At 62.8% G+C, this 21,319-nt stretch carries 18 protein-coding genes and 1 tRNA gene; 12 read left to right on the forward strand and 7 right to left on the reverse strand.

Features of this window, described 5'->3' with window-relative positions; all coding sequences use genetic code 11:
• The coding region (locus tag Q0H50_RS03080) for a hypothetical protein (protein ID WP_294419263.1) at window positions 1-271 on the forward strand (271 nt) is incomplete at its 5' end.
• Window positions 268-1,164: a TIGR03915 family putative DNA repair protein gene (locus Q0H50_RS03085; RefSeq protein ID WP_294419265.1), complete on the forward strand. Its 897-nt coding sequence runs from the start codon at window positions 268-270 to the stop codon at window positions 1,162-1,164. The genes Q0H50_RS03080 and Q0H50_RS03085, both read left to right, overlap by 4 nt.
• Here Q0H50_RS03085 and Q0H50_RS03090 read toward each other — a convergent pair.
• Complete coding sequence (locus Q0H50_RS03090; protein ID WP_294419268.1) at window positions 1,076-2,317, reverse strand: putative ABC transporter permease; 1,242 nt, start codon at window positions 2,315-2,317, stop codon at window positions 1,076-1,078. The genes Q0H50_RS03085 and Q0H50_RS03090 overlap by 89 nt on opposite strands.
• A gap of 494 nt (window positions 2,318-2,811) precedes the next feature.
• On the opposite strand from Q0H50_RS03090, the gene Q0H50_RS03095 reads away from it, so the two are divergent.
• Both Q0H50_RS03095 and Q0H50_RS03100 read left to right on the forward strand, forming a co-directional pair.
• Window positions 2,812-2,886, forward strand: a tRNA-Thr gene (locus Q0H50_RS03095).
• A gap of 101 nt (window positions 2,887-2,987) precedes the next feature.
• The gene (locus Q0H50_RS03100; protein WP_294419269.1) at window positions 2,988-5,369 is read left to right on the forward strand and encodes an HAD-IC family P-type ATPase; all 2,382 of its coding nucleotides are present in this window, start codon (window positions 2,988-2,990) and stop codon (window positions 5,367-5,369) included.
• A gap of 239 nt (window positions 5,370-5,608) precedes the next feature.
• Here Q0H50_RS03100 and Q0H50_RS03105 read toward each other — a convergent pair whose 3' ends face one another.
• Window positions 5,609-6,049 (reverse strand): GNAT family N-acetyltransferase, encoded by a 441-nt coding sequence (locus tag Q0H50_RS03105; protein WP_366936620.1) that lies wholly within the window; start codon window positions 6,047-6,049, stop codon window positions 5,609-5,611.
• Window positions 6,050-6,782: 733 nt separating this feature from the next.
• Between Q0H50_RS03105 and Q0H50_RS03110 the strand changes: the two genes are divergently transcribed.
• Window positions 6,783-8,099: a glycosyltransferase family 2 protein gene (locus Q0H50_RS03110; protein WP_294419271.1), complete on the forward strand. Its 1,317-nt coding sequence runs from the start codon at window positions 6,783-6,785 to the stop codon at window positions 8,097-8,099.
• Window positions 8,100-8,160: 61 nt separating this feature from the next.
• On the opposite strand, the gene Q0H50_RS03115 is transcribed toward Q0H50_RS03110, so the two are convergent.
• On the reverse strand, window positions 8,161-8,904 hold the full coding sequence (locus Q0H50_RS03115) for a ComF family protein (protein WP_294419272.1): 744 nt from the start codon (window positions 8,902-8,904) through the stop codon (window positions 8,161-8,163).
• Between the two features lie 370 nt (window positions 8,905-9,274).
• On the opposite strand from Q0H50_RS03115, the gene Q0H50_RS03120 reads away from it, so the two are divergent.
• Both Q0H50_RS03120 and larB read left to right on the forward strand, forming a co-directional pair.
• Complete coding sequence (locus Q0H50_RS03120; protein WP_294419275.1) at window positions 9,275-10,327, forward strand: ABC transporter substrate-binding protein; 1,053 nt, start codon at window positions 9,275-9,277, stop codon at window positions 10,325-10,327.
• 408 nt (window positions 10,328-10,735) lie between these two features.
• Window positions 10,736-12,088 carry a nickel pincer cofactor biosynthesis protein LarB gene (gene larB, locus Q0H50_RS03125; protein ID WP_294419279.1) on the forward strand — a complete coding sequence of 451 codons (1,353 nt, stop codon included), beginning with the start codon at window positions 10,736-10,738 and terminating at the stop codon, window positions 12,086-12,088.
• Between the two features lie 164 nt (window positions 12,089-12,252).
• On the opposite strand, the gene Q0H50_RS03130 is transcribed toward larB, so the two are convergent.
• Window positions 12,253-15,204 carry an insulinase family protein gene (locus Q0H50_RS03130; protein WP_294419282.1) on the reverse strand — a complete coding sequence of 984 codons (2,952 nt, stop codon included), beginning with the start codon at window positions 15,202-15,204 and terminating at the stop codon, window positions 12,253-12,255.
• A 175-nt stretch (window positions 15,205-15,379) separates the two neighbouring features.
• Between Q0H50_RS03130 and Q0H50_RS03135 the strand changes: the two genes are divergently transcribed.
• The 5 genes from Q0H50_RS03135 to rplT all read left to right on the forward strand — a co-directional run bounded on the left by Q0H50_RS03135 (window position 15,380) and on the right by rplT (window position 18,396).
• A complete protein-coding gene (locus tag Q0H50_RS03135; protein WP_294419284.1) occupies window positions 15,380-15,784 on the forward strand; it encodes a hypothetical protein in 405 nt (134 codons plus the stop codon).
• 29 nt (window positions 15,785-15,813) lie between these two features.
• A complete protein-coding gene (locus tag Q0H50_RS03140) occupies window positions 15,814-16,956 on the forward strand; it encodes a hypothetical protein (RefSeq protein ID WP_294419286.1) in 1,143 nt (380 codons plus the stop codon).
• 266 nt (window positions 16,957-17,222) lie between these two features.
• Window positions 17,223-17,828, forward strand: a complete 606-nt coding sequence (gene infC, locus Q0H50_RS03145) for a translation initiation factor IF-3 (RefSeq protein ID WP_042434641.1) — start codon at window positions 17,223-17,225, stop codon at window positions 17,826-17,828.
• Window positions 17,821-18,018, forward strand: a complete 198-nt coding sequence (gene rpmI / locus Q0H50_RS03150) for a 50S ribosomal protein L35 (RefSeq protein WP_042434638.1) — start codon at window positions 17,821-17,823, stop codon at window positions 18,016-18,018. The genes infC and rpmI overlap by 8 nt, the downstream gene beginning before the upstream one ends.
• A 24-nt stretch (window positions 18,019-18,042) precedes the next feature.
• Window positions 18,043-18,396 (forward strand): 50S ribosomal protein L20, encoded by a 354-nt coding sequence (gene rplT, locus Q0H50_RS03155; protein WP_042434636.1) that lies wholly within the window; start codon window positions 18,043-18,045, stop codon window positions 18,394-18,396.
• A 344-nt stretch (window positions 18,397-18,740) separates the two neighbouring features.
• On the opposite strand, the gene Q0H50_RS03160 is transcribed toward rplT, so the two are convergent.
• The 3 genes from Q0H50_RS03160 to Q0H50_RS03170 form a co-directional block, all read right to left on the reverse strand.
• Window positions 18,741-19,073 carry a NifB/NifX family molybdenum-iron cluster-binding protein gene (locus tag Q0H50_RS03160; protein WP_294419289.1) on the reverse strand — a complete coding sequence of 111 codons (333 nt, stop codon included), beginning with the start codon at window positions 19,071-19,073 and terminating at the stop codon, window positions 18,741-18,743.
• Between the two features lie 90 nt (window positions 19,074-19,163).
• Window positions 19,164-20,678: a DEAD/DEAH box helicase gene (locus Q0H50_RS03165; RefSeq protein WP_294419292.1), complete on the reverse strand. Its 1,515-nt coding sequence runs from the start codon at window positions 20,676-20,678 to the stop codon at window positions 19,164-19,166.
• 32 nt (window positions 20,679-20,710) lie between these two features.
• The coding region (locus tag Q0H50_RS03170) for a glycosyltransferase (protein ID WP_294419294.1) at window positions 20,711-21,319 on the reverse strand (609 nt) is incomplete at its 5' end.

Here is a 21,319-nt window from a genome sequence, read left to right on the forward strand (position 1 = left end):
CGAGGCGTTGCGGGCGCAGCTGGCAAGCCCCATCGACGGCGGTCGTCATGGCGCCCGTTCCGGCAAGGAGCTGCCTGGGCAGCTCAGCTTGTTCGGGTCCGAGGTCGGACGCGCCGCCATAGGCGCAGGGGATAAGGCCGGCGTGGCGGCAGGTGGCGCCACCGGGACGCGGCAGCTGCAGGGGCCGGCGGTTGCTGAAGGCGCTGCGGTAGCCGACGGGGCTTTCGGCTGGCAGCACGCGTTGCAGGGCCGGCAGAAGGTACCCGCATGAGCGCGGATGCCATCCTGGAGCCGCTTGGCAACGTCGCATATGTGCACGATGGCACCACGGAGGGGCTGCTCTCGGCAATTTTCCAAGCCTATGCGCTTCATGAGCAGCCGGAGGACTTTACGAGCGAAGCGGGGCTGCAGCCTCGCTTAGGGCAAAGCGTGCGCTATATCGAAACCGATGTGGCGTTGGCGGCGCGCGTTAAGGCGGGCATCATGCGGAAGGCGGGAAGGGATGCCTGGGATGCGGTGCTGCATGCTTCGCTGTCGGACGATCCCTCGGCTGGCGCTGCGGTGTATCGGTTCGTCCGGCATATCATGGCGCAGCCCGCTGTTGCGAATAGCGGTCTGATCCGCAACCTAGCTCACCCCATAGCAGGCCCCGTTGCCCGCCTGGACCGCTCGGTGATGAACGAGCGGCACTTGATGATGCAGTTCCTGCGCTTCGAGCACTTTGAAAACGGCATATGGTTTGCAAAGTGCAACCCCAAGGCCAATGTGGTGCCGTTGCTCATGGATTGGTTTGCGGGTCGGTTCAATACCGAGCGTTTCGTCATATACGACGAGGTGCATCAAGTTGCGGGCATTTTTGATGGCGCGGGTTGGTATTTGGCGCAAACCGATGAGGTCCATCTGCCCGAACATGCCTCCGATGAAGCTGCTATGCAAGCGGCGTGGAAGGGATTCTACGATGCCATGTCCATATCGGCTCGTTATCACCCCGAGCTTCGGAGACAGTTCATGCCGAAGCGGCTATGGCGCAATATCGTGGAGGTGCGTGATGAGCTGAAGGGCGGCATGGCTTTACCTACAGCGTACGCGCTGCGTTGTCGGGATCGATTGACATGCTCTGGAAGCGTTGCTCCATGTATTGGTTGTCGAAGTGGTCGTCGATGAAGCGGGAGATGGCGTTGTCGGGGGCAACGCCGGCCTCGCGCTGGTACCAGCGGTCAAGCGACATCAGGGTCATGCCGCAGTCCACGATCATCAAAGCGGCGCATACGGTGGTCAACGTATATCGCCAGTTCCAGGGAATACGGTTGACCAGCCTGAGCATCCAGGGAAGGCACAGCTTCACCCAGAACAATCCCAGCGCGCCCCACATGGCCATGAACATGCCGTTGGTGCGGCCGTCGATGGAAAGGAAGGTGCCGGTATAGTCCCAGGCAACGATGCCGAAAGCGAATTGCATGAACCAGCTGACCGCATATTCGAAGGCACCACCGATCACGGCGCTCACCAGGAAGATCACGGGGAAGGGCGCTTTGTGGAAGCGGTTGAGCGCCATGGTCATCAGCATCGCGCCTACGCCGTAGATGGGGCTGAAGGGCCCGAACAGCAATCCGGCTCGGTCCTCGTAGACGCCGGGGTCCACTACCAGCATGTGATACGCGGTCTCGATGACAAGGCCCAACACGCTGCACACCACGAATATCCAGAACAGGTTGAAGAAGTTCAGGGTGATGTAGCCGCGACCGGTGAGGTCAAGGCCAAGCGTGCCATCTTCTGCTTGCTCCCTGGTTTCCATATCGCGCAGCTTGCGGCGCAGCTCGCGCTCGCCGGCAAGCGCCGGGTCAAGGTAGGACTGCATGATGATCAGGAACACTGCCACCACGGCATGGGGAATCACGTTGGCTCCAAGGCCGTTGAGCATGATGGAGCAGATGATGATGGCGGCCAAGATGAATATCATGGCCTCGGTGCCGTGGGCGGCGTGCTTGCGCTTGTTCCGCAGCAGACGGATGCCGAAGATGGCGAACATGGCCGCCAGCGCCGTGTACAGCACCGATTCCACTACGTAGATGACCACGGTGGCGGTGGATGCTTCGACATCGAGGTTGCCGGAAGTGAACGCCAGCACCATGGTCACGATGGTGACCGTCAAAAGCACAGTGGTGGCTCCACCTGCTGCAAGGCACAGCACGCCGAACACCTTCACCGCCAAGGGAAGGCGTTTGCGATCGATGGCGTCTCGGTCGGCTCGGAAGCGCTTCTTCACCGTGGGGGAGGGCGTCGTGTTAGGGGAAGATTGTTGTTCGTCGTTAGTCATGAGACTCCAAAAGAGATATCGCATTCGTAGGATAGCGGGTTCTTGCCGCGAACCAGTATAACCAGATACCGGCGATAGTTTGACAAGAGCGGTTAACGGTTCGGTTGCGATGCGTAAAACAAGTGCATCCGTGCATTCGCCTGCGTCGACGATGATAAACGACAGGCGATGGAGTAAGCGAAATGCGCAAGGACCTATGGGAGTTCCATCTGCTTTACGTCGTATGCGGGCACTTGATATGTCCGGCTGAGTTCTAGAACAAATGCGAACCGTCCGGGTGAAGATGCGAATCGACCTTCGGCCCTCACCTCCGGAAAGGAGTTCTCGAACTCATCCGGACGTGTACGGCTGAGTTCGAGAACAAATGCAAAGTGTTCGGATGAACTTGCGAATCAACCCGGTTATGTCTTGGTGCTGATGGTTGTACCTTTTATGGGGTGGGCTTTGAGAATCCAGGTTGTTGTCGTACAATAGCCCGACACGTATTTTCGTGTGCCGGCATGACGCAATGGTAGCGTAGCAGTTTTGTAAACTGCCTGTTGCAGGTTCGAGTCCTGTTGCCGGCTCCATCGTTACGTCAAGGCCATCGCTTTCCTGCGGTGGCCTTTTTGCTACACACTGTTTGGGTTCTTCATCCGCAATGATGCGGCGTTAGTTGGAGGGAGGCGGAATGAACGAGGCGGTTGGGATAGAGGCTTCGCTTGGTCTCTCATCCGAAGAGGCCCAGATGCGCTTCGCCGCAGGCGAGGCAAATGTCGATGCAGGCGTGAAAACCCGCTCTGTCGGGCAGATCGTGCATGACAACGTATGCACGCTGTTCAATCTTGTGAATGCCGTCTTGGCCCTTATCGTGCTGTTCACGGGGTCCTACAAGAATATGCTGTTCATGGTCGTTATCGTGTGCAACACCGTAATCGGCATCGTTCAGGAGATCCGGTCGAAGCGAATCACCGACAAGCTATCCATCATAGCCGGCTCGAAAGCGCACGTGTTGCGCGATGGCGCGGAAATGGAGTTGCCGCTTGATCAGCTCGTGCGCGGCGATGTGGCGGTGCTTCGTCGCGGCGATCAAGTTCCCGCGGATGCGGAGGTCGTTGGCGGTGAATGTCGGGTAAACGAGAGCTTGCTCACCGGCGAAGCCGATCTTATCCGCAAACAGCCTGGCGACACGCTTATGAGCGGATCGTTCGTCAATTCGGGAACGGTGTACGCGCGTGTGGTCCACGTTGGGGCCGAGAACTATGCGGCGAAGATATCCGCCGAGGCAAAGGAGCGCAAAGCCGTGCGCTCCGAGATCATGCGCTGCCTCAACGGCATCATCAAATTCGTCAGCTGCATCATGTTCCCGGTTGGCGCATTGCTGTTCGCACGGGACTATCTTTCGGGTAACTCGGAGCTAAACAGCGCCATCCTATCCACGGTATCCGCGCTGGTGGGCATGATACCCGAGGGGCTGATTCTTCTTACGTCGACGGTTCTGGCAGTGGCCGTCGTGCGCTTGTCGAAAAGCCGGGTACTCGTTCAGCAGCTGTACTGTATCGAAACCTTGGCGCGCGTGGATGTCTTGTGCCTGGACAAAACGGGCACCATCACCACAGGCGATATGGAGGTTGCCTGGGTGTCGCCCGTAGAGGGCGCTGCTGCCCAAGGTTCGCCCGAAGCGCTTGAAGAGGAAGCGTGCCGCGCGTTGCGCGCCATTGCCTGCGCCGATGACGATCCCAACGAAACGTCTCGAGCCATCGCAGCGTTTTTCAAGGATGCGAAAGGCCGCCCCGAAACGTGTATGCGCATGATCCCCTTCAGCTCGGACAAGAAATGGTCGGGCGCACAGCTCTCCGATGGGTCGTGTTACGTCATGGGTGCTGCCCAGTTCGTGCTCGGCGATGCATACGAGCAGGTCAGGCAGCAAGCTGAACGGCTTGCCGCCGATGCTCGCTTGCTGCTCGTCGCTCGCGTGCAAGGCTTCGATGAGCAGGGAAACCTCCAAGGCGAACCTCGGCCGCTAGGGTTTGTGGGCATTCGCGACCAAATCCGCCCAACGGCGGCGGAAACCATCGCCTTTTTTAAGGACCAGGGTGTGCGCGTGCTTGTGGTCAGCGGCGACGATCCGCGCACCGTCTCGGGCATCGCTGCGAAGGTAGGTGTTGAAGGCGCCGATCGCTACGTCGACGCCACCACGCTGAAAACCGAATCCGATGTGGAGCGTGCGCTGGCGTGCGATAGCGTGTTCGGTCGCGTGAAGCCTGAGCAAAAGAAGCAATTCGTTTTGGCGTTGCAGAAGGCGGGCCGCACCGTCGCCATGACAGGCGACGGCGTCAACGACACCCTGGCGCTCAAGGCTGCCGATTGCAGCGTAGCCATGGCGGCAGGTTCGGATGCTGCGCGCAATGTGGCGCAGCTGGTGCTCGTGGACAACGACTTCGCCAGCATGCCGAAGGTGGTGGCGGAAGGGCGGCGATCCATCAACAACCTGCAGCGTTCCGCATCCCTGTTCCTGGTGAAAACGTTGCTGTCCATCGCCTCCGCCCTGCTGTTCATTGCTGCGCCTTGGCAATACCCCTTCCAGCCAATTCAAATGACGCTCATCAGCGCGTTCACCATCGGCATACCGTCGTTCGTGCTTGCGCTGGAGCCGAACCATGAGCGTATCCGGGGCCGTTTCCTGGACAACGTCATCGTCAAGTCGATTCCTGGCGCCATATGCTCGGTTTGCTGCATCCTTGTGGCTAATATCGCCGGCTATTACCTGATGGGGCTCGACTATGGGCAGGTGTCCACGTTGTGCGTGCTGTTGACTTCCTGGGTCGGATGTAATCTGGTGGTCCGCCTGTCCATACCGTTCACGGCGATCCGCGCGGCGCTGCTTGCCGTGGTGGTCGGCGGCACCGCTGGCGCGTGCCTGCTCATGCCCGGCGTGTTCTGCATTGCGCCGTTCACGCCGGGCATGTGGGTGTTTTACGGCATCGCCGCGGCGCTGTCTGCGGTGGCCTTCCACGCGCTTTATCTCAAGCTCGAAGCGCTCCACGCCGCGCGCATCCGCGAATCGGAGTAGGGCTGCGTCCCGACAGGGGTGGCAGGAGGCAATCTGCGTTCCGTCGGGCGCGACAGGCGGAGGCTTGCATCCTATCTATCGGGCGCGACAGGCGGCGGCATGCGCCCCGACAGGGTTGACGAGCGGCGGCTTACGTCCCGGCGGGGGATGGTGGGAAGCAGCCTGCGTCCCGGCGGGGGCGATGGGCGGCAGCCTGCGTCGGCTGCGCCCGTTTCCTTCGTGCGGTGCGGCTTTCGGCGCTATCGCGCGATGCCTTCCAGGTTCATCTCGTAAACGAACATGCGCTCGGGAAGGATACGAGCCCCATCATCGGCAAAGGACCGCTCAGCCGCGCGTCTCATGCCGCGGTGCTCGTAGTATTCCCACGTGCAGTCGGTGTCGGTGAAGATGAACGCCTTCGAGGCCCCTTGAGCCGCCAGATAGCCCTGGGCATGCCCCATGAGCGTGCTTCCGATTCCAAACCCTCTGGCATTGTCGGACACGGCGAACAGCACCAGCTCGAAATCGGGGTCGCAGCCGCTTTGCTCGAGCAGGTCGCGGTCGGCCTGCTCCATGGATTCAAGGAAGCGCGCAAGCTCTGCGCTGCTGCCGCCCAGCTCGTCAAGCTCTTTGCAAGCGCGTTGCCTGATGGCGTCCCAATGCGCCTGCGTTTCCTTGTCAGCAGCGCCTGCCCTTGTCATGATCACACCGATAGGGGAGCCGTCGACGACGGCGACTTCGGCGAAGGTGTTGCGCCGCGCGAAGTTGGCGAAGTCGACGATTCCCGAGATGACGCGTTTTCTGCCGTCAGTGTAGTCGTGCCACGTGTCGCCTAGAATGGCGCCGAGCGCTTCGACGTCCTCATCCCGAAGCGTGCGATATTCAACAGGTTCCGTAGGTTCTCTCTCCTTGTTAATAGTCCACTATCGGACCAAAATAGTATGATAATGGACCATAGCAAAGGAACGCTCGACGTGCAAATCGGGTTGACGGAGCTGTGGAGATTGAAATGCATAAAGGCTGGCAGGCGTTGTGGGCTATCAACGGGCAATGCTATTTCAGCGCCAGATCGTCTATCGAACTTGGTCGGTGCAGCATATCGAGAAGCCTCGCGCGTGGCTTCTCGGCCTGCTGGCGCCGTACCCAGCCTCTACAAACATCGGTTTTTATGAAGGGCGTGTGCACACCCTGTGTGCAAATGGGGCGAATATGCCTGCTAGCGGCCATATAATGAGCCAAACGGGGCGGCGTGCGCGACAAATCCGCCGCATGCCGCTATACTTCTACAGGTTTGAAACGTTCCGCTTACAACGAATCTAAAACCACAGCACATGCGCGCGGGACGTTGCCTGATGCCGTACGGGCATTCGGGGGCGCCGAAGGCGGCGTCTAAGGTCGGCCGCGGAGCGAGTGCGGCCCGTAAAAGGAGCAAAGGTGCTAGATCAGTTCTTCTCGCATATCTCGTTCGTCGATATATTCAACTTCTGCGTCTTCTTGGCGTTCACCATCTGCTATACGTATCAGCTCTACTACGTGTTCGTGGTGCTCACCCGCAAGCCCAAGCAGCTTGTCGCGAAGAAGAACCACAAGTTCGCCGCCGTCATCAGCGCCCGCAACGAGAGCGCGGTCATCGGTCAGCTCATCCATTCCATCAAGGTGCAGAACTATCCGAGCGAGCTTATCGACGTGTTCGTCATCGCCGACAACTGCACGGACAACACCGCCGAGGTGGCCCGTGAAGCTGGCGCCATCGTGTTCCCGCGCTTCAACACCGAGCAGGTGGGCAAGGGCTATGCGCTCGATTACGGCTTCAACGTCATCCGCAGCCAGTACGCCGATCGCGGCTATGAGGCCTACTTCGTATTCGACGCCGACAACGTGCTCGACGTGAACTATTTCCGCGAGATGAACAAGACCTTCGACAACGGCGCCGTGGCGTCCACCAGCTACCGTAACTCCAAGAACTACGACAGCAACTGGATCTCGGCCGGCTACGCCGTGTGGTTCCTGCGCGAGGCGAAGTTCCTCAACCAGGCCCGCTTGACGCTCAACACCAGCTGCGCCGTTTCGGGCACGGGCTTTTTCGTATCCGCGAAGATCATCGAGCGCAACGGCGGCTGGAAGTGGCACCTGCTCACCGAGGACATCGAGTTCTCCGCCAACTCCATCCTGGAGGGCGAGCGCATCAGCTACACGCCCACGGCCGTGCTCTACGACGAGCAGCCCGTCACGTTCCGCGATTCCTGGAACCAGCGTTTCCGTTGGGCGAAGGGCTTCTACCAGGTGTTCTGGCACTACGGGGCCCGACTGGCCAAGGGCATCGCCACCAACCCCAAGGGCAGCCGCTTCGCCTGCTACGACATGCTCATGACCATCGCCCCGGGCATGCTGCTCACCATTATCAGCGTGACGTTCAACGCCATCATCATCGCCTTGGCGGCGGCGGGCCTTATGTCCACGGGCGTCATGGTTGCATCCTCGGTGTCGTCGATCTGCTTCTGCCTGATGAACTACATGGTGTTCATGTTCATGTTCGGCGTGCTCACCACCTTCGTGGAATGGGATTCCATCCACTCCACCACGGGCAAGAAGATCCGCTACATGTTCACCTTCCCGTTCTTCATGCTCACCTATGTGCCCATCGCGCTGGTGGCGCTGGTGAAGAAGTGCAACTGGAAGCCCATCAAGCACTCCATCAACGTGGACGTGCGGGAGTTCGCCGAAAGCGAATCCCGCCGCGAGCGCGCCTAGCGCCCAACGGCGAAACAACGTACGAAATAGGGAAGGCGGCCTAGGGGCCGCCTTTCTTGCGCTATACGCGGGCGAACACGAGGCAGTGCAGCTCTTGCGCGCCCGCTGCGCGCAGGGCATCGCAAGCGGCATTCATGGTGGATCCCGTGGTGCATACGTCGTCGATGAGCAGGATGCGGGCGGGCGCCGTCGCGCCGGGAAGCGTTTTGAAGCGCCCCTGCAGGTTGTGGATGCGGCCGCGCCGGCCGAGCGCGCGCTGGTCGAACGTGCGGGGGCGTGCCAGCGCCTCGACCACGGGGATCCCCGCCAGGCCGGCCACGGTGCAGGCGAGCTCGCGCCCGTGATCGAAGCCGCGCCGCCGCCGTGCGGCTGCGCTGGCGGGTATCGGCGTCGCAACGGCGCCGATAAGCCAAGCGGGCGGCACTTGGAGAAGCATGAGCCGCGCCATCTCGAGCGCCAGGCGCCTTTCCCCGGCGTCCTTCCAGGCGCGCACGATGCGCGCGGCGCCTTCCTCGAACGACACCGCCGCCGCCATGCCGTCAAACGCCGGCTTGTCGCGCCCTTGCGCCGCAAGCATCACCTCGTTGCATTCGCAGCATTGCACGCGCCCGAACGGAGCGCCGCAGCGGGGGCAGGCGCGCCACCAATCCACATAGGCAAGCGATGCCCTGCACGAGTCGCATAACACCTGCCCGGGCGCATCGCAGATCGCGCATCGCGTCGGCCACACGGTCTCGGCCAAAGCCTCCGCGGCTTCGGCGGCAAGCGGGGCGCAGGCCCCTGCTATGTTCGACAGTATTCCCATGTCATAAAGCTTACGCGCGCCGTCTTGCGAAACCCTTGCGGAAAACGCGCCGCGAAACCCTTTGCATCTTGCGTATCTGATACACTACTATGGCTTCTTTCGAGTCTGTAGTTGCGGGCTTTCAACGAAGGCCCTAGTCCATGGCAGATGCGGTCGAAAGGATCCACGTAAGTCCCGCGGCGCGTCCGCGAAGGCGAGCACGGCGTATCCTAGAGGTAAGACGCACCCTCCGTTTATACGAGCGGCATACCGTCGCGACGGGGGAGAGGGTGGCGCGAAAGCCAAGCCCCGGTGCGCGAGTGTGGGGTCGAAAACTAGGTCAGTCGGAAGAAGCTTGTTTTCACATGCACGAGATGGAGGAAGTCGGAACATGAAGCATCTCAAGCGCTTTGCCGCATGCTGCGCCGCAGCCGTATGCTGTGCCGCCATGCTGCTGCTTGCCACCGGTTGCCAACAGCAGCAGGAATCGTATACGCCGCCCGAGGCCACGCCTACGGTCAGCAAGCCCGTCATCGCGCAGGAAGGCGTTCTGCGCGTGGGCGTCAACGCGAACAACGCGCCCCTGGCCGGCCAACCCTCCTCTTCCACGAAGATCGTTGGTATCGACGTCGACATGGCAGCCGCCCTGGCCGATCAGCTGGGCCTGAAGCTCGAGGTCGTGGACGTGTCCACCGACGCCGCCGGCGCGCTCACCTCCGGCAAGGTCGACGTGGTCATGGGCGTGAACAAGTCCGATTCCCCCAGCTTCTGGACCTCCGACACGTACCTGCCCACGGCAGTGGCGCTGTTCGCTCAATCCTCCAACTCCACGGTGCCCGCCAACTCGGCTTCCACCAAGATCGCCGCACAGGTGTCCTCCAACAGCGCATGGGCCGTCACCAACGAGTTCGACAACTCCACCATCACCACCACCGAGGACCTGAAGAGCGCCTTCTCCGCGCTTGAGTCCGGCAAGGTGCAGTATGTGGCCGCCGACGCCGTCGTGGGGTCCTACGTTTCCAACAACGCCGGCATGGACGTTCACATGGTGGCGCTTATGCAGCAGGCCAGCGGCTACTGCGTAGGCGTGCTCGACGGCAACACCCAGCTCAAGCAGGCCGTTTCCAACGCTCTTTCCGCTATGAACTCCAACGGCGTTTCCTCGGTCATCCAGAAGAAGTGGCTTGGCACCACCATGGACCTCTCCAACATCAAGCTGACCGCCGGCGCCTCGGATGATAAGGACGACATGAGCGATGTGCTCAACTCCGCCAACGCCGCCATCGGCACGCTCACGGGCAACACCGGCTCCACCACCAAAACCGACTCCGACAGCAAGACCGGCGAATCCAGCTCCGATAGCAGCTCCGCCGATTCCAACAGCTCGAGCAGTACCAGCGACTCCAGCGCTTCGAACGGCTCCGTAACCACCGCATCGAACTAACCGACTGCAAGCTGCACCGGCTTTACCTTCGCTCAAGGCCCCCGCAATAGCGGGGGCCTTGCTGTAGAGGGCCGCGATCGCTTTCGAGAGCGTTGCGTGCATCGGGTGGTGCTCGCCTGCGAGAACGCTGCCGTACCGGGCAGGGTTTTCAGGAGCCTTGTCGCATCGGGCGGCGGTCGATTGCGGGGCTTGCGCTGTGCTAGACTGCGGCCGTTGCAGGGCGCTGTCGTGCCGGGCGGCGGCGTTCCCATGCGCGTCGGCTATCGGGTCGGCGACGTTTTGCCACGCGCCTATGGCGAAAGCGTGCAGGCTCTCAATGCCGCTTGACCTGAAGTCAACTTGCAGTGCTTCAATGGCCGAAGAACAATGGCTGCCCGCATATGGCGGGCGGGGAAAGGAGCGGGCCTTATGGAACCGCAGCAGGTCCTGCTCATGCTCGAGCAGGTGGCATCGGGCTCGATAAGCCCGGCGGGTGCGCAAGGCATGCTTGCCGACCAGGGCTACTCCGACTTGGGCTTTGCGAAGGTCGACACCGACCGGGCGCGTCGCACGGGCGCTGGCGAGGTGGTCTACGGCGCCGGCAAGACGGCCGACCAGATCGCCGACATCTGCCTGGCGCTGCGTGGTGCGGGCCAGACGTGCGTGCTTGTGACCAGGTTGGAAGCTCAGAAGGCTGAAGCGGTGCAGGCCGCTTTGCGCGCACGCGAACCGCAGGCTGCGGCGTTGTTCGAATATCGTCCCGTTCCCCGGTTGGGCCTGCTCGGCGCCCCTGCGAAGCCGACGCGCAAGGGCTATATCGCGGTGGCGTGCGCCGGTACCAGCGACCTGTACTGCGCTGAGGAGGCGGCCGTCACCGCCGAGGTGCTCGGATCGCGTGTGGTGCGCCTGTATGATGTGGGGGTTGCGGGCATCCATCGCTTGCTTGCGCACCGTGAGGACATCGCGGGCGCCAGCTGCGTGGTGGCGGTTGCCGGCATGGAGGGCGCGCTTGCCAGCGTGGTGGGCGGAATGGCCGCATGCCCGGTGATCGCCGTTCCCACGTCGGTGGGATACGGCGCCAGCTTCGGCGGCGTGGCGGCGCTTCTGGCCATGCTCAATTCATGCGCGTCGGGCGTTTCCGTGGTCAACATCGACAACGGCTTCGGCGCAGGATACCAGGCCCATATGATCGAGCGCATGGGCTATCAACGCGGAAATGAGGATACCGATATGCAGATGCTCAGATGGAACCTTTCCGAGAACGCCACGCGCGTCCAGATTTTGGGCGACACCCTGCTGCAACTGCCGCCCGATGCTCGAGAGCGGCTTGAGGCTGAGGCCGATGCCGCGGGCGTCCCCGATCGCCATCATCACGATATCGGGGAGGTCCTTGCCACCATCGATGGCTTGGCGGTATCGCAGGCGGTGCGCGACCACATGCGGGCCATCTACACCATCTTGGCCGAAGCCGAGGCTGCCGCGCATGGCTGCCCGGTCGAGCAGACCCACTTCCACGAAGTCGGCGACGGCTCCCGTATCCGCAACACGCTGCTCGTCTGCCTTGCCGTCGAAGCGACGGGGGCGAAACGCATCGTGGCGACGGCCGCGCAAACGGGGCAGGGCGAAGTAGAGTGCGCTCATGGCAGGCTCTCCATTCCGGCGCCGGCAACGGCGGCCATCATCGCCCGCGGCATCCCCGTGTGCGAGCGCACGCTGCCCGGCGAGCGCATGACCCCTACGAGCGCGGCCATGATCTTGCATTTCGTGGTCGAGTTCGAATAACCATCGGATGCTCCCAAAGGCGGCCCGGACGATCATTTCCGGGCCGCCTTTGCGTTTCGCGCGAAAAGAAAGCGCCGCAGGCGCGGTCCCGCATCTTGCAGCGGGCCTTGCCTGCGGCGCTTCGCCGTTTTCGGGGCCTTTGGGCAACCCGGGTTTCTGCGTCGTTAGCCGTTGAGCAGGTCGATTACGTCCAGATCGGCTTTCGCGCCCTCAAGGATGGCCTTGTTGCCGAACACGCAGACGGCTTGTTTGCCAAGCGCCCCTTCGATGACGCCGGCAAGCTCGCGCAGCTTCTCGGGCGTGGCCTCGATCATCTGCGAGCGCGTCTGGCCGCGCGCCTCGGGCGTGCGGCCGCTCAGGAAGTCGCCGTCTTGGCGGCGGATCTGCATGCGTTCCTTGAGCGGCGCGTCGAAACCTGCCACGGTGCTGACCACGTAGCCGTCCATCTCCTCGGGCGCGGGGTCGAACGCGGCCAGCCATGCGGGCGTGCCGTTGAACCGCTCCAGGGTCTCGTCCAGATGCGGGTCGCGATACGAATAGAAGCGCACGGTGCCGCTGCGCGCCGCTTGGAAGCCCGCCCCGTAGGCGCCGCCCTTCACGCGCACCTCGTTCCACAGGTAGTCATAGGAAAGCACGCGTGCCGCGATCTGCCACACGCCGGTATAGGGCGCGCCGAGCGAGCGGCGGTCGAAGCCCGTGGAGGCGTAGCACACGTCGGTGGGCACGATGAACGCCTCGTTGCGCACCTTCGGTTTGGGAATCTCCAGCGCGGCCGGGGCCTTGCCCGTGCCCGCCGTGATGCCGGCGCATTGCCAGAAGCGCGCGACGCACTCGTCGCTGCCGGCGATCGACACAAGCAAGTTCGATGCGTCGAACAGCTTACGCGCTACCTGATCCAGGCGTTTCGCCAGCTCATCGGCGCGTTCGTCGAAGTTGTCCAGCAGCTGCACCAGGAAGCGGTGGAAGTCCACGCCGCCAAGCTGCTGGCGCACCACGCTCGCCGGCAGGAAGTACGACGTCAGGCGCGCCATGGCCGCCGCATGGCCGGCGTTGGCGAAGCTCTGCTCCATCCCGATGCGACGTTGTTGCAGCGCATCGCGGATCTTGCCGGTGTCGGTGAAGTCGGTTCGCGCCAAGATCTCGCTCGGCAGCTCGGCCAGCCACTCGACGTTTTCCGCTAAAGCCGATGCGCTGGCCACGAAGGTGGGCGTCACGGCGTCGGGGTCGTGCTCGTCCTCGTACACCTCGCAGAAAAACGAGCAGTTGCCCAGCTTGCCGTTGGTGAGCGTGTCGATCTCGGCTGCCGAGTGCGCATCGGTGCCCAGCTTTCCCAGCACGATGCCGAGCACCGCCGCATACGGCAGGTCCTCGAACTCAAGGCAGCTCATATCGAAGTAGCGGTAGGCGAAGACCAGGCCGCGCGTGGGCAGATGATGGCGGATGCAGGGAACGGGCGTGCCCTCGGCCAGGCCGTATGCGGGCTCGACGGGCGCGGGCCCGATGTCGGCGGCCGTCAGCTGCGGCAGCTTCGCCACGTCCTCGGGCGCATCCGGCGTCTCCTGCATGCGGCGAAGCAGCGCAACTTCGTCCTCGATGCGCTGGAAGTCGTCGTCGGTGAAGCCGGCGGCAAGTTCGGTCAGGCGGCGCTGGCCGGGGTCGTCCTGCTTCTCGACGGGAACCACTTCCACTTCCGCCATATGGGCGCTATCAAGGAACACCTCGCGGATGAGGTTCTCGAAATAGCCCTCGTCAAGCGCGCGGCGCAGGTAGGCGAAGTCGTCCTCGTAGCGCAGATAGGCCGTGGCAAGCTCGTCGTCGTAGAGCCAGCCGCACAGCGACGTCATGGCAAGCGCCACACCGTCTGCCATGCCGAAGTCGCGTTCGCGCATGACGAACTCGGCGCGGGAGATGGACGCCTCCACAAGCGCGTGGTCCAGTCCGCCGGCCGCCAGGCGCTCAAGCTCGGCCTCCACGGCGGGGCGCAAGCGCTTCGCAGCGTCCTCGGCCAGGTCGCGGACCTGCAGCACGGCAAAGGGCTGCTGCACGGAATCGGCCAGGTAGGACTGCACGTCCCCGGCTATACCGGAGTCCAGAAGCGCGCGCTTGAGCGGCGCCTCGTTGCTGCCGGCGATGGCGTCGAGCAGGATGTCGACGGCCACGATGCGCGTGCGCTCGCGCACGTGCCCGATGACCCAGCCCAGGCCCATGCAGGCGTTCTCCGGCGCGGTGGCCATCTCGCGGCGCACGCCCAGGGCGCGCACCGGCTCCTGCACGGGCAAGGTGCGCGGCGCAAGCTCCGCAAGCCCCTCGGCTGCTCGCTGTTCGCGGCGTTTCGCCTGCTCTGCGGCCACGGGCGTCAGGTAGCGCTCGTCCAAAAAAGCCAGCATGCGGTCAAGGTCCAGGTTGCCGTACAGCACGATGTAGCTGTTGTCCAGGCGGTAGTGGCGCTCATGCTCCTCCAGGTAGTGCTCGTAGGTGAGCGTGGGGATGGCCTCGGGGGTGCCGCCGGACTCGAACGCGTAGGGGGTGTCGGGGAACAAGCTTGCCTGCAGCTGGTCGTACAGCACGCTGGTGGGATCGGACAGCGCGCCTTTCATCTCGTTGTACACCACGCCGTTGTAGGTAAGCTGGAGGCCTTCGCCTTCGCCCTCTTCGGCATCGGCCACCTCAAGGTGCCAGCCCTCCTGCTCGAACACCTGGCGCTTGCGGTAGATGTCGGGGTGCAGCACCGCGTCCATGTACACGTCGGCCAGGTTCAGAAGATCCTGGTCGTTGGTGGATGCCACGGGGTAGAGCGTCTTGTCGCCGAAGGTCATGGCGTTCAAGAACGTCTGCATGCTGGTTTTCAGCAGGTTGACGAAGGGCTCCTTCACGGGGAACTTCTCCGAGCCGCACAAAACCGAGTGCTCCAGGATGTGGAACACGCCGGTGTCGTCGGCCGGAGGGGTGCGGAAGGCGATGGAGAACGCCTTGTTGCGGTCGTCGTTTCGCAGATATAGGAGCTTTGCGCCGCTTGCCGGGTGGGAGAGCGTGTAGGCATCTCCGTCGATCTCGGGTAAGGGCTCGGCCGTGAGCACGGTGAACCCGTGCAGTTCCTGGCCTTGTTCAAGGTTCATGCAAGCCGCCTTTCTCTTTACTGGTTTCGCCCGCTATTGTCGCACAACGGCTGCGGCGCGGGGCGCGCTCCGGCTTCGCTCCGTGGTTTTTCTACCTAGGAAGCGGGGCCTGCCTGCCAATCCCTTATAATCGAGGGATACATAGCATGGAAACGCACAAGGCAGGAGGTTCGGCATGGCGCAAGATCGGCGCTTCTCCCATATCACGGTCAATGCCGGCGACGAGGATGACGTGGTCATCCAGGCGGGGTCTTATGGCTACCACCAGGGCGAAGAGGCATTTGAGCAGGACGCTTGGCCGGAATCCGAGCCGCAGGTTGCCCCCGTCGAGCCGCCCAAGCCGCAACATGCGGCCCAGCAGGCGCCTGCCCCACAGCATGCCGCCAAGCCGCACGCCTCACACGCCCGCCAGGCCGAAGCCGCCCATGCCGCCTGCAGCTCCAAGCCGGCGCAACGCGCAGAGCAGACGCTCGAGGACCTGGAAGCCGGCCCCATGTCCGGCATGCAGAAGGCGGTGCTCATCGGCGTCGGCGTCATCATCGTCGCGGCTGTCGTCTACTTCGCCCTGTTCATGCGCTGATCGGCTGTTTTCAAGAGAAAGGCCTGACCATGTCCAAACATAGCTTCAACATCGCCCGCGGCGCCCGCAAGCAGCAGCCCGAGGGCGACGCATCCCTGGGTCTGACCGAGGCGTTCGCGCCCATCGGCGCGGGCGACGCCCCCGAGCAGCGCGGTGCCGCCGACGGCGACACATCGCTTGGCCTGACCGAGGCGTTCGCGCCCGTCGCGGCCTCCCACGGCGCGCATGCCGCCGGCTTCAGCTACCAAGGCGACACCTCGGATGACTATTCCGATCCGGTGGAGAGCCTCGAGCCGCGCGACGAGCCCGTGTTCGGCGACGAGATCCCCGCCGCCGCGCCCGTCCAGAACCGCGGCCGCCACGGCAAGCCCGAGCCGGTGGAGCATCCGCACCTCAAGAAATCGCGCCGTGTGCGCCGCGTGCTCGTGATCATCGTGGCCCTGCTCGTGGTGCTAGCTTGCGCGCTCGGGTATTTCGCCTTCCAGCTGTGGAACGAGTCCAGCCGCGCCATGGTGCAGCAGACCCAGGCCCAGCAGCAGTCCACCGACGTGGGCAACCTTTCCCAGGACAACTCCGGTAAGGATGCGGCAAGCGTCACCACCACCAAGAAGACCGAGGTTCCCAACCTGGTCGGCGTGCTGGGGCAAACCCAGGATGCGGCCATCACCGCGCTTGCGCACGGCGCCACGGTCACGTCCTCCAAAGATGTCAACGAAGAGGGCAACTCCGTGAAGAAGAGCGTCACGGTGGCCCTTACCGCTGAGCCCGCCGACTCCCGTTCGGGCACGCCCACGGTCTACCTGGGCCTTGACGCCGACGGCAAGGTCATCCAGGCCGGCTACTCCGCGGCCACTGCGTCGCTGGGGTACGGTTCGCTCAGCTTCGCCGACGCCGTGAAAAACGAGCACATCGTCGAGAAGACGCTTCGCGAGGCGGGCGTGAACGTGGCGGACGGGTCGGCAACGCTGCCCACCGACAAAACCTCGTATTCCACCTATGCATCGGACGGTACCACGCTGGTGAAGGAGAACTGCTCGTTCAACGGCACCGTCGACATCAACGGCGCGGCCCACGCCTGGTCGAGCGTGCTCATGTACGACTACAGCACGGCCAACGCCTCGGGCAACCTGGCCGATACCGTGCGCATCATCTACATTTACGTGAACGCGTAGCTTGCAACCGGCGGTCGAATGGCCGCCGATCGGGTTTAAGGCCCTTGTGTCCATCTTGTGAACGCCGGCCGGCGAAAAGGGAGGCCCCTTGCGCTGGTCGGCGTTCGCGCTATAATAAACGAGCTGTTCACAAGCGGGGGCATAGCGCCTCCCACCTAGTTCGGCGCTTTCAAGCTGCTGATGGGTCGTATGAATACCTGAACATGGTACGTTCATCACGCCCGCATGCTTGAAGCTGTGGGTTTTTTTATGCCATGCGATACCGCATGCAAGGAAGGAAGGTGAGTGCGATAGCCGCTCAAGAGCCTAGGCTCAACGAACAGATCACGGTGCGCGAGTGCCGCCTGATCGGGTTCGACGGAACGCAGTTGGGTATCTACCCGGTTGCCCAGGCGCAGCGCGTTGCTGACGACCAGGGGCTTGATCTTGTTGAAATCGCCCCGAATGCGGAACCGCCCGTGTGCCGCATCATGGATTACGGCAAGTTCAAGTACGATCAGGCCATCAAGGCGAAGCAGGCTCGCAAGAACCAAAGCAAGATCGAGACCAAGGAAATGAAGTTCCGCCCGAAGATCGACGTGGGGGACTACACCACGAAGAAGAAGCACGTGCTTCGCTTCCTCTCCGCTGGCAACAAGGTCAAGATCACCATCATGTTCCGCGGCCGCGAGATGGCCCATCCGGAACAGGGCCTGACCATCCTGGAGCGCCTGGCCGATGACCTGAAGGACATCGCGGTCATCGAGAGCCAGCCGAAGATGGAAGGCCGCAATATGCACATGCTCATCGCCCCGCTTCCCGCAAGCATGGCGGCGAAGAAAAAGAAGGCAAACGACAAGAAAGACGAAGGAAAGGACGAAGGCAATGCCTAAGATGAAGACCCATCGCGGTACGGCAAAGCGCTTCCGCGTTACCGGCTCCGGCAAGATCATGCGTGCTAAGGCCTACAAGAGCCACATTCTGACGAAGAAGTCTCAGAAGCGTAAGCGTAATTTCCGTCACGAGACCGAGCTGGCTGCCGCTGACCGTCGCGTCGTGGCCCGTAACCTCGGCCTTCGCTAAGTTTTAAAGGAGCAGTGATAATCAATGGCTCGTATCAAGCGTGCAGTCAACGCCAAGAAGAAGCGCCGCACCGTCCTTAACCGTGCAAAGGGCTACTATGGTGCCAAGTCCCGTTCCTACACTGCTGCTAAGGAACAGGTCCAGCACTCCCTGCAGTACCAGTACCGCGATCGCCGCAACAAGAAGCGCGAGATCCGTCGTCTGTGGATCACCCGCATCAACGCCGGCGCCCGTCTGAACGGCATGAGCTACTCCGCCTTCATGAACGGCCTGAAGAAGGCCGGCGTGGAGCTGGACCGCAAGGTGCTCTCCGACATGGCCATCAACGATCCCGCGGCTTTCACCGCCATCGTCGAGGTCGCCAAGAAGGCCCTGTAAGCTTTCTTAAGCTTCAAATGTGCAACACCCCGCTTGGGAATCCAAGCGGGGTGTTTTGCGTTAGGGCAAGGGTTTTGCACAGGCCGATTCCTGTTGTTTCGCGCGTTCGAAGGACTGCTCGTGCGTTGCTTATTCGCTGTAACGGGCTGAAGTCGAATCGTCGGCCCGCGACCATGCTGTCGGGTACTCTGATTTTCATGTCGCTATAGGCAAGGGTTGTTACCATACGAAGGCTGCACGCTGTCGAACCAGGCTTGCCGAGCCCACGCACCACGGCCGCAGATACGAAAAAAGCGCCCCAAGGCGCTTTCCACGTGCCATGCTATCGCGTAACGCATATGCGTTTACGATGCCTCCAGCTCTTCGTGCGTTCCGGACAGCGTGCGCCCGATGTAGGTGTGCGCAGCGGCTGACGCGGTGCCGGTGTAGCCGGTTTGAACCTCGATGCCGGCCGCTTTCAGGGCCGTTTCCGAAGTTGGATCGATCCTGTTGACGATCATCACGCTGACATCAAGGTCTTTGAGCACTTGAGCCAGCTGAGCTGGGGGAAACGAAAGGTTGGGCATGTTCTGGCAATCGGCGAACATGCCGCGGTCAACGCGATAGCACATGAAACTTGAACTGCGTGCGAACCTTGGCGCCACATCAAGCCCCTGGCAAGCTACCGCTATGCGCATGGCGTCCTCCCTCCTAAAGACGATATACACTTTACCGATAGATTACCGGGCCGTTATGCGCCGGCCCCTTAACCGGCGCATAACCAACTGTTAGCGGCGCCTGTTGCGCTGGTGTGCAACCTGGGCGCGGTGTGCGCGTCCAGGGCGGAAATCGCCGCCCTGCGCACCGGACGCGCTATTGGCTTTTGCGCGGCTGGAGGAACCGTTTCGGGGGCCGTTGCCGCGCTTCTGCTGCGTGCCGTGGTTCGCGTTGCTGTGCTTCCTTGCGGCCTGCGCCGTCCCGCTTGCGGGCTTTTCGGCGGCCTTGCGGTTGCCTCGCTTGGCGCGATGGGCGTTCACCTCTTCGGCTTGTGCGGCTTCGCGCGCCTTGTTCTTCCTGCGCGTGCGGGCAGCCTGCTCTTTCTTGGCCTGCTGGATCTCGGGATCGCGGCGCGCCTCGGCGCGCTGGGCCCTGGCCGCGGCCTCGTTTTCGGCTTCGTGCATGTCGAAGTTCTCAAGCTTAAGCTCGGGAATGGTGCGCTTGAGCAGCTTCTGGATGTCGCGCAGCGCATCGGCGGTTTCGGGGCTGACGAAGCTGACGGCGAAGCCGGACGCGCCTGCGCGGCCCGTGCGCCCGATGCGGTGCACGTAGTCCTCGGGCTGCGTGGGCAGGTCGTAGTTCACCACGTACTCCACTTCCTCCACGTCGATGCCGCGAGCGAGCACGTCGGTGGCAACCAGCACGTCGGTGGTGCCGTTGGCGAAGTTCTCAAGAGCGCGTCGGCGCTGGTTTTGGCTGCGGCTGGAGTGGATGGCCTCGACGGAGTAGCCGATCTTCTTCAAGCGACGGCACGTGGCGTCCGCGCGGCTGCGCGTGCGGCAGAACACGATGACGCGCCTATGGCCGCGCTCTCTCATTAGGCCCTTGAGCAGCTCGGGTTTCACGGCCTGCTGCACGTGCATGACGTACTGTTCGACTGTGTCGGCCGTCTCGCCCTTGTGGGCGATCTCGACCATGGCGGGGTCGTGCAAAAGCTTGCCGGCGGTGCTCATGATGGTTCGGTCGATGGTGGCACTGAACAGCAGCGTTTGACGGTTTTGCGGCGTTGCGCCGATGATCTTGCGCATTGCCGGCCAAAAGCCCATGTCGAGCATGCGGTCGGCCTCATCGAGCACGAGCACCTCAACGCTGCTCAGATGCGCGGCGCCTTGATCCATGAGGTCGACCAAACGGCCCGGCGTTGCGATGAGCACGTCCACGCCGCGGTTGAGCGCCTGGATCTGCGGGTTGTAGGAAACGCCGCCGACCACGGTGAGGATGCGATGGTGCGTGTTCTTCGCGATGGTGCCGCACACCTCGCCGATCTGCTCGGCAAGCTCGCGCGTGGGGGTTACCACCAGCATAAGCGGGCCCTTGTTGCCCTTGGCATGCCCGAGCTTGTCCATGGTGGGCAGGCTGAACGCGGCGGTCTTGCCCGTGCCGGTTTTCGCGGCGGCGATAAGGTCGCGGCCCTCGAGCACCTTGGGGATGGCCTGCTCCTGCACGGGGGTGGGGGTGCTGTAACCCAGCTGGGCCACAGCTTGCAATGCCTGGCCCGAAAGGCCGAGGTCGTCGAAATGCGTCATATAAGGTAGATCCTTTCCAGATGCGCGCGGCGTTAACGCACGTGCGCGGGTTTGTGCCCCCAATAGAAATGGAGGAAGTGCTTCTTGTACAGCGGGTCCGCCGGGTCCTTCTCGGCGTTGGCAAGCTCCATGGCGGCGCACGCTATGTCGCGCGCGGCGTCGGGGCGGCGAAGGAAGCTGCCGTTGACCAGCATCGATCGCGCGCTTTCGGGGTTGCGCGAGATGTGGCGCAACGCTTCGAGCAGCTCTCGCCAGGTGGTGACGTGCATGGCCGCGCCGTGCGCGGTGAGCAGCCTGACGTTGGCGTTTTCCTGGCCGTACGCGCGGCCCAGCAAAATCATGGGCACCTGCGCGCAGAGGCACTCGGTGACGGTAAGGCCTCCGGATTTGCAGATGACCAGGTCAGATGCCGCCATAAGGCCCGCCATGCCCTCGACGTACTCGAGCACCGTCACGCAATCGGAGATGCCCAGGTCGTCGCAGGCCCTTCGCAGATGGCCGGCGTATTCGGCATCGTTTCCCGCGACGAACACGAAATGCAGCGTGTCGCTGAAGGTGTGCAGGTACGGCAGCAGGTTGTCGAGCGCCGTGCGGAAGTGCACGTAGGGCCGGGGCAGGTAGGCTCCGGCGAGCGCCAGCAC

The organism is uncultured Senegalimassilia sp., from assembly GCF_934632265.1.
GTDB lineage: Bacteria > Actinomycetota > Coriobacteriia > Coriobacteriales > Eggerthellaceae > Senegalimassilia.

Excerpts from the sequence above, each read along its gene's own strand:
- Q0H50_RS03085 (WP_294419265.1), top strand. The coding sequence starts at position 268 with ATGAGCGCGGATGCCATCCTGGAGCCGCTTGGCAACGTCGCATATGTG.
- Q0H50_RS03090 (WP_294419268.1), bottom strand. The coding sequence starts at position 2,317 with ATGACTAACGACGAACAACAATCTTCCCCTAACACGACGCCCTCCCCC.
- Q0H50_RS03100 (WP_294419269.1), top strand. The coding sequence starts at position 2,988 with ATGAACGAGGCGGTTGGGATAGAGGCTTCGCTTGGTCTCTCATCCGAA.
- Q0H50_RS03105 (WP_366936620.1), bottom strand. The coding sequence starts at position 6,049 with ATGACAAGGGCAGGCGCTGCTGACAAGGAAACGCAGGCGCATTGGGAC.
- Q0H50_RS03115 (WP_294419272.1), bottom strand. The coding sequence starts at position 8,904 with ATGGGAATACTGTCGAACATAGCAGGGGCCTGCGCCCCGCTTGCCGCC.
- Q0H50_RS03120 (WP_294419275.1), top strand. The coding sequence starts at position 9,275 with ATGAAGCATCTCAAGCGCTTTGCCGCATGCTGCGCCGCAGCCGTATGC.
- larB (WP_294419279.1), top strand. The coding sequence starts at position 10,736 with ATGGAACCGCAGCAGGTCCTGCTCATGCTCGAGCAGGTGGCATCGGGC.
- Q0H50_RS03130 (WP_294419282.1), bottom strand. The coding sequence starts at position 15,204 with ATGAACCTTGAACAAGGCCAGGAACTGCACGGGTTCACCGTGCTCACG.
- Q0H50_RS03135 (WP_294419284.1), top strand. The coding sequence starts at position 15,380 with ATGGCGCAAGATCGGCGCTTCTCCCATATCACGGTCAATGCCGGCGAC.
- Q0H50_RS03140 (WP_294419286.1), top strand. The coding sequence starts at position 15,814 with ATGTCCAAACATAGCTTCAACATCGCCCGCGGCGCCCGCAAGCAGCAG.
- infC (WP_042434641.1), top strand. The coding sequence starts at position 17,223 with ATGCAAGGAAGGAAGGTGAGTGCGATAGCCGCTCAAGAGCCTAGGCTC.
- rpmI (WP_042434638.1), top strand. The coding sequence starts at position 17,821 with ATGCCTAAGATGAAGACCCATCGCGGTACGGCAAAGCGCTTCCGCGTT.
- rplT (WP_042434636.1), top strand. The coding sequence starts at position 18,043 with ATGGCTCGTATCAAGCGTGCAGTCAACGCCAAGAAGAAGCGCCGCACC.
- Q0H50_RS03160 (WP_294419289.1), bottom strand. The coding sequence starts at position 19,073 with ATGCGCATAGCGGTAGCTTGCCAGGGGCTTGATGTGGCGCCAAGGTTC.
- Q0H50_RS03165 (WP_294419292.1), bottom strand. The coding sequence starts at position 20,678 with ATGACGCATTTCGACGACCTCGGCCTTTCGGGCCAGGCATTGCAAGCT.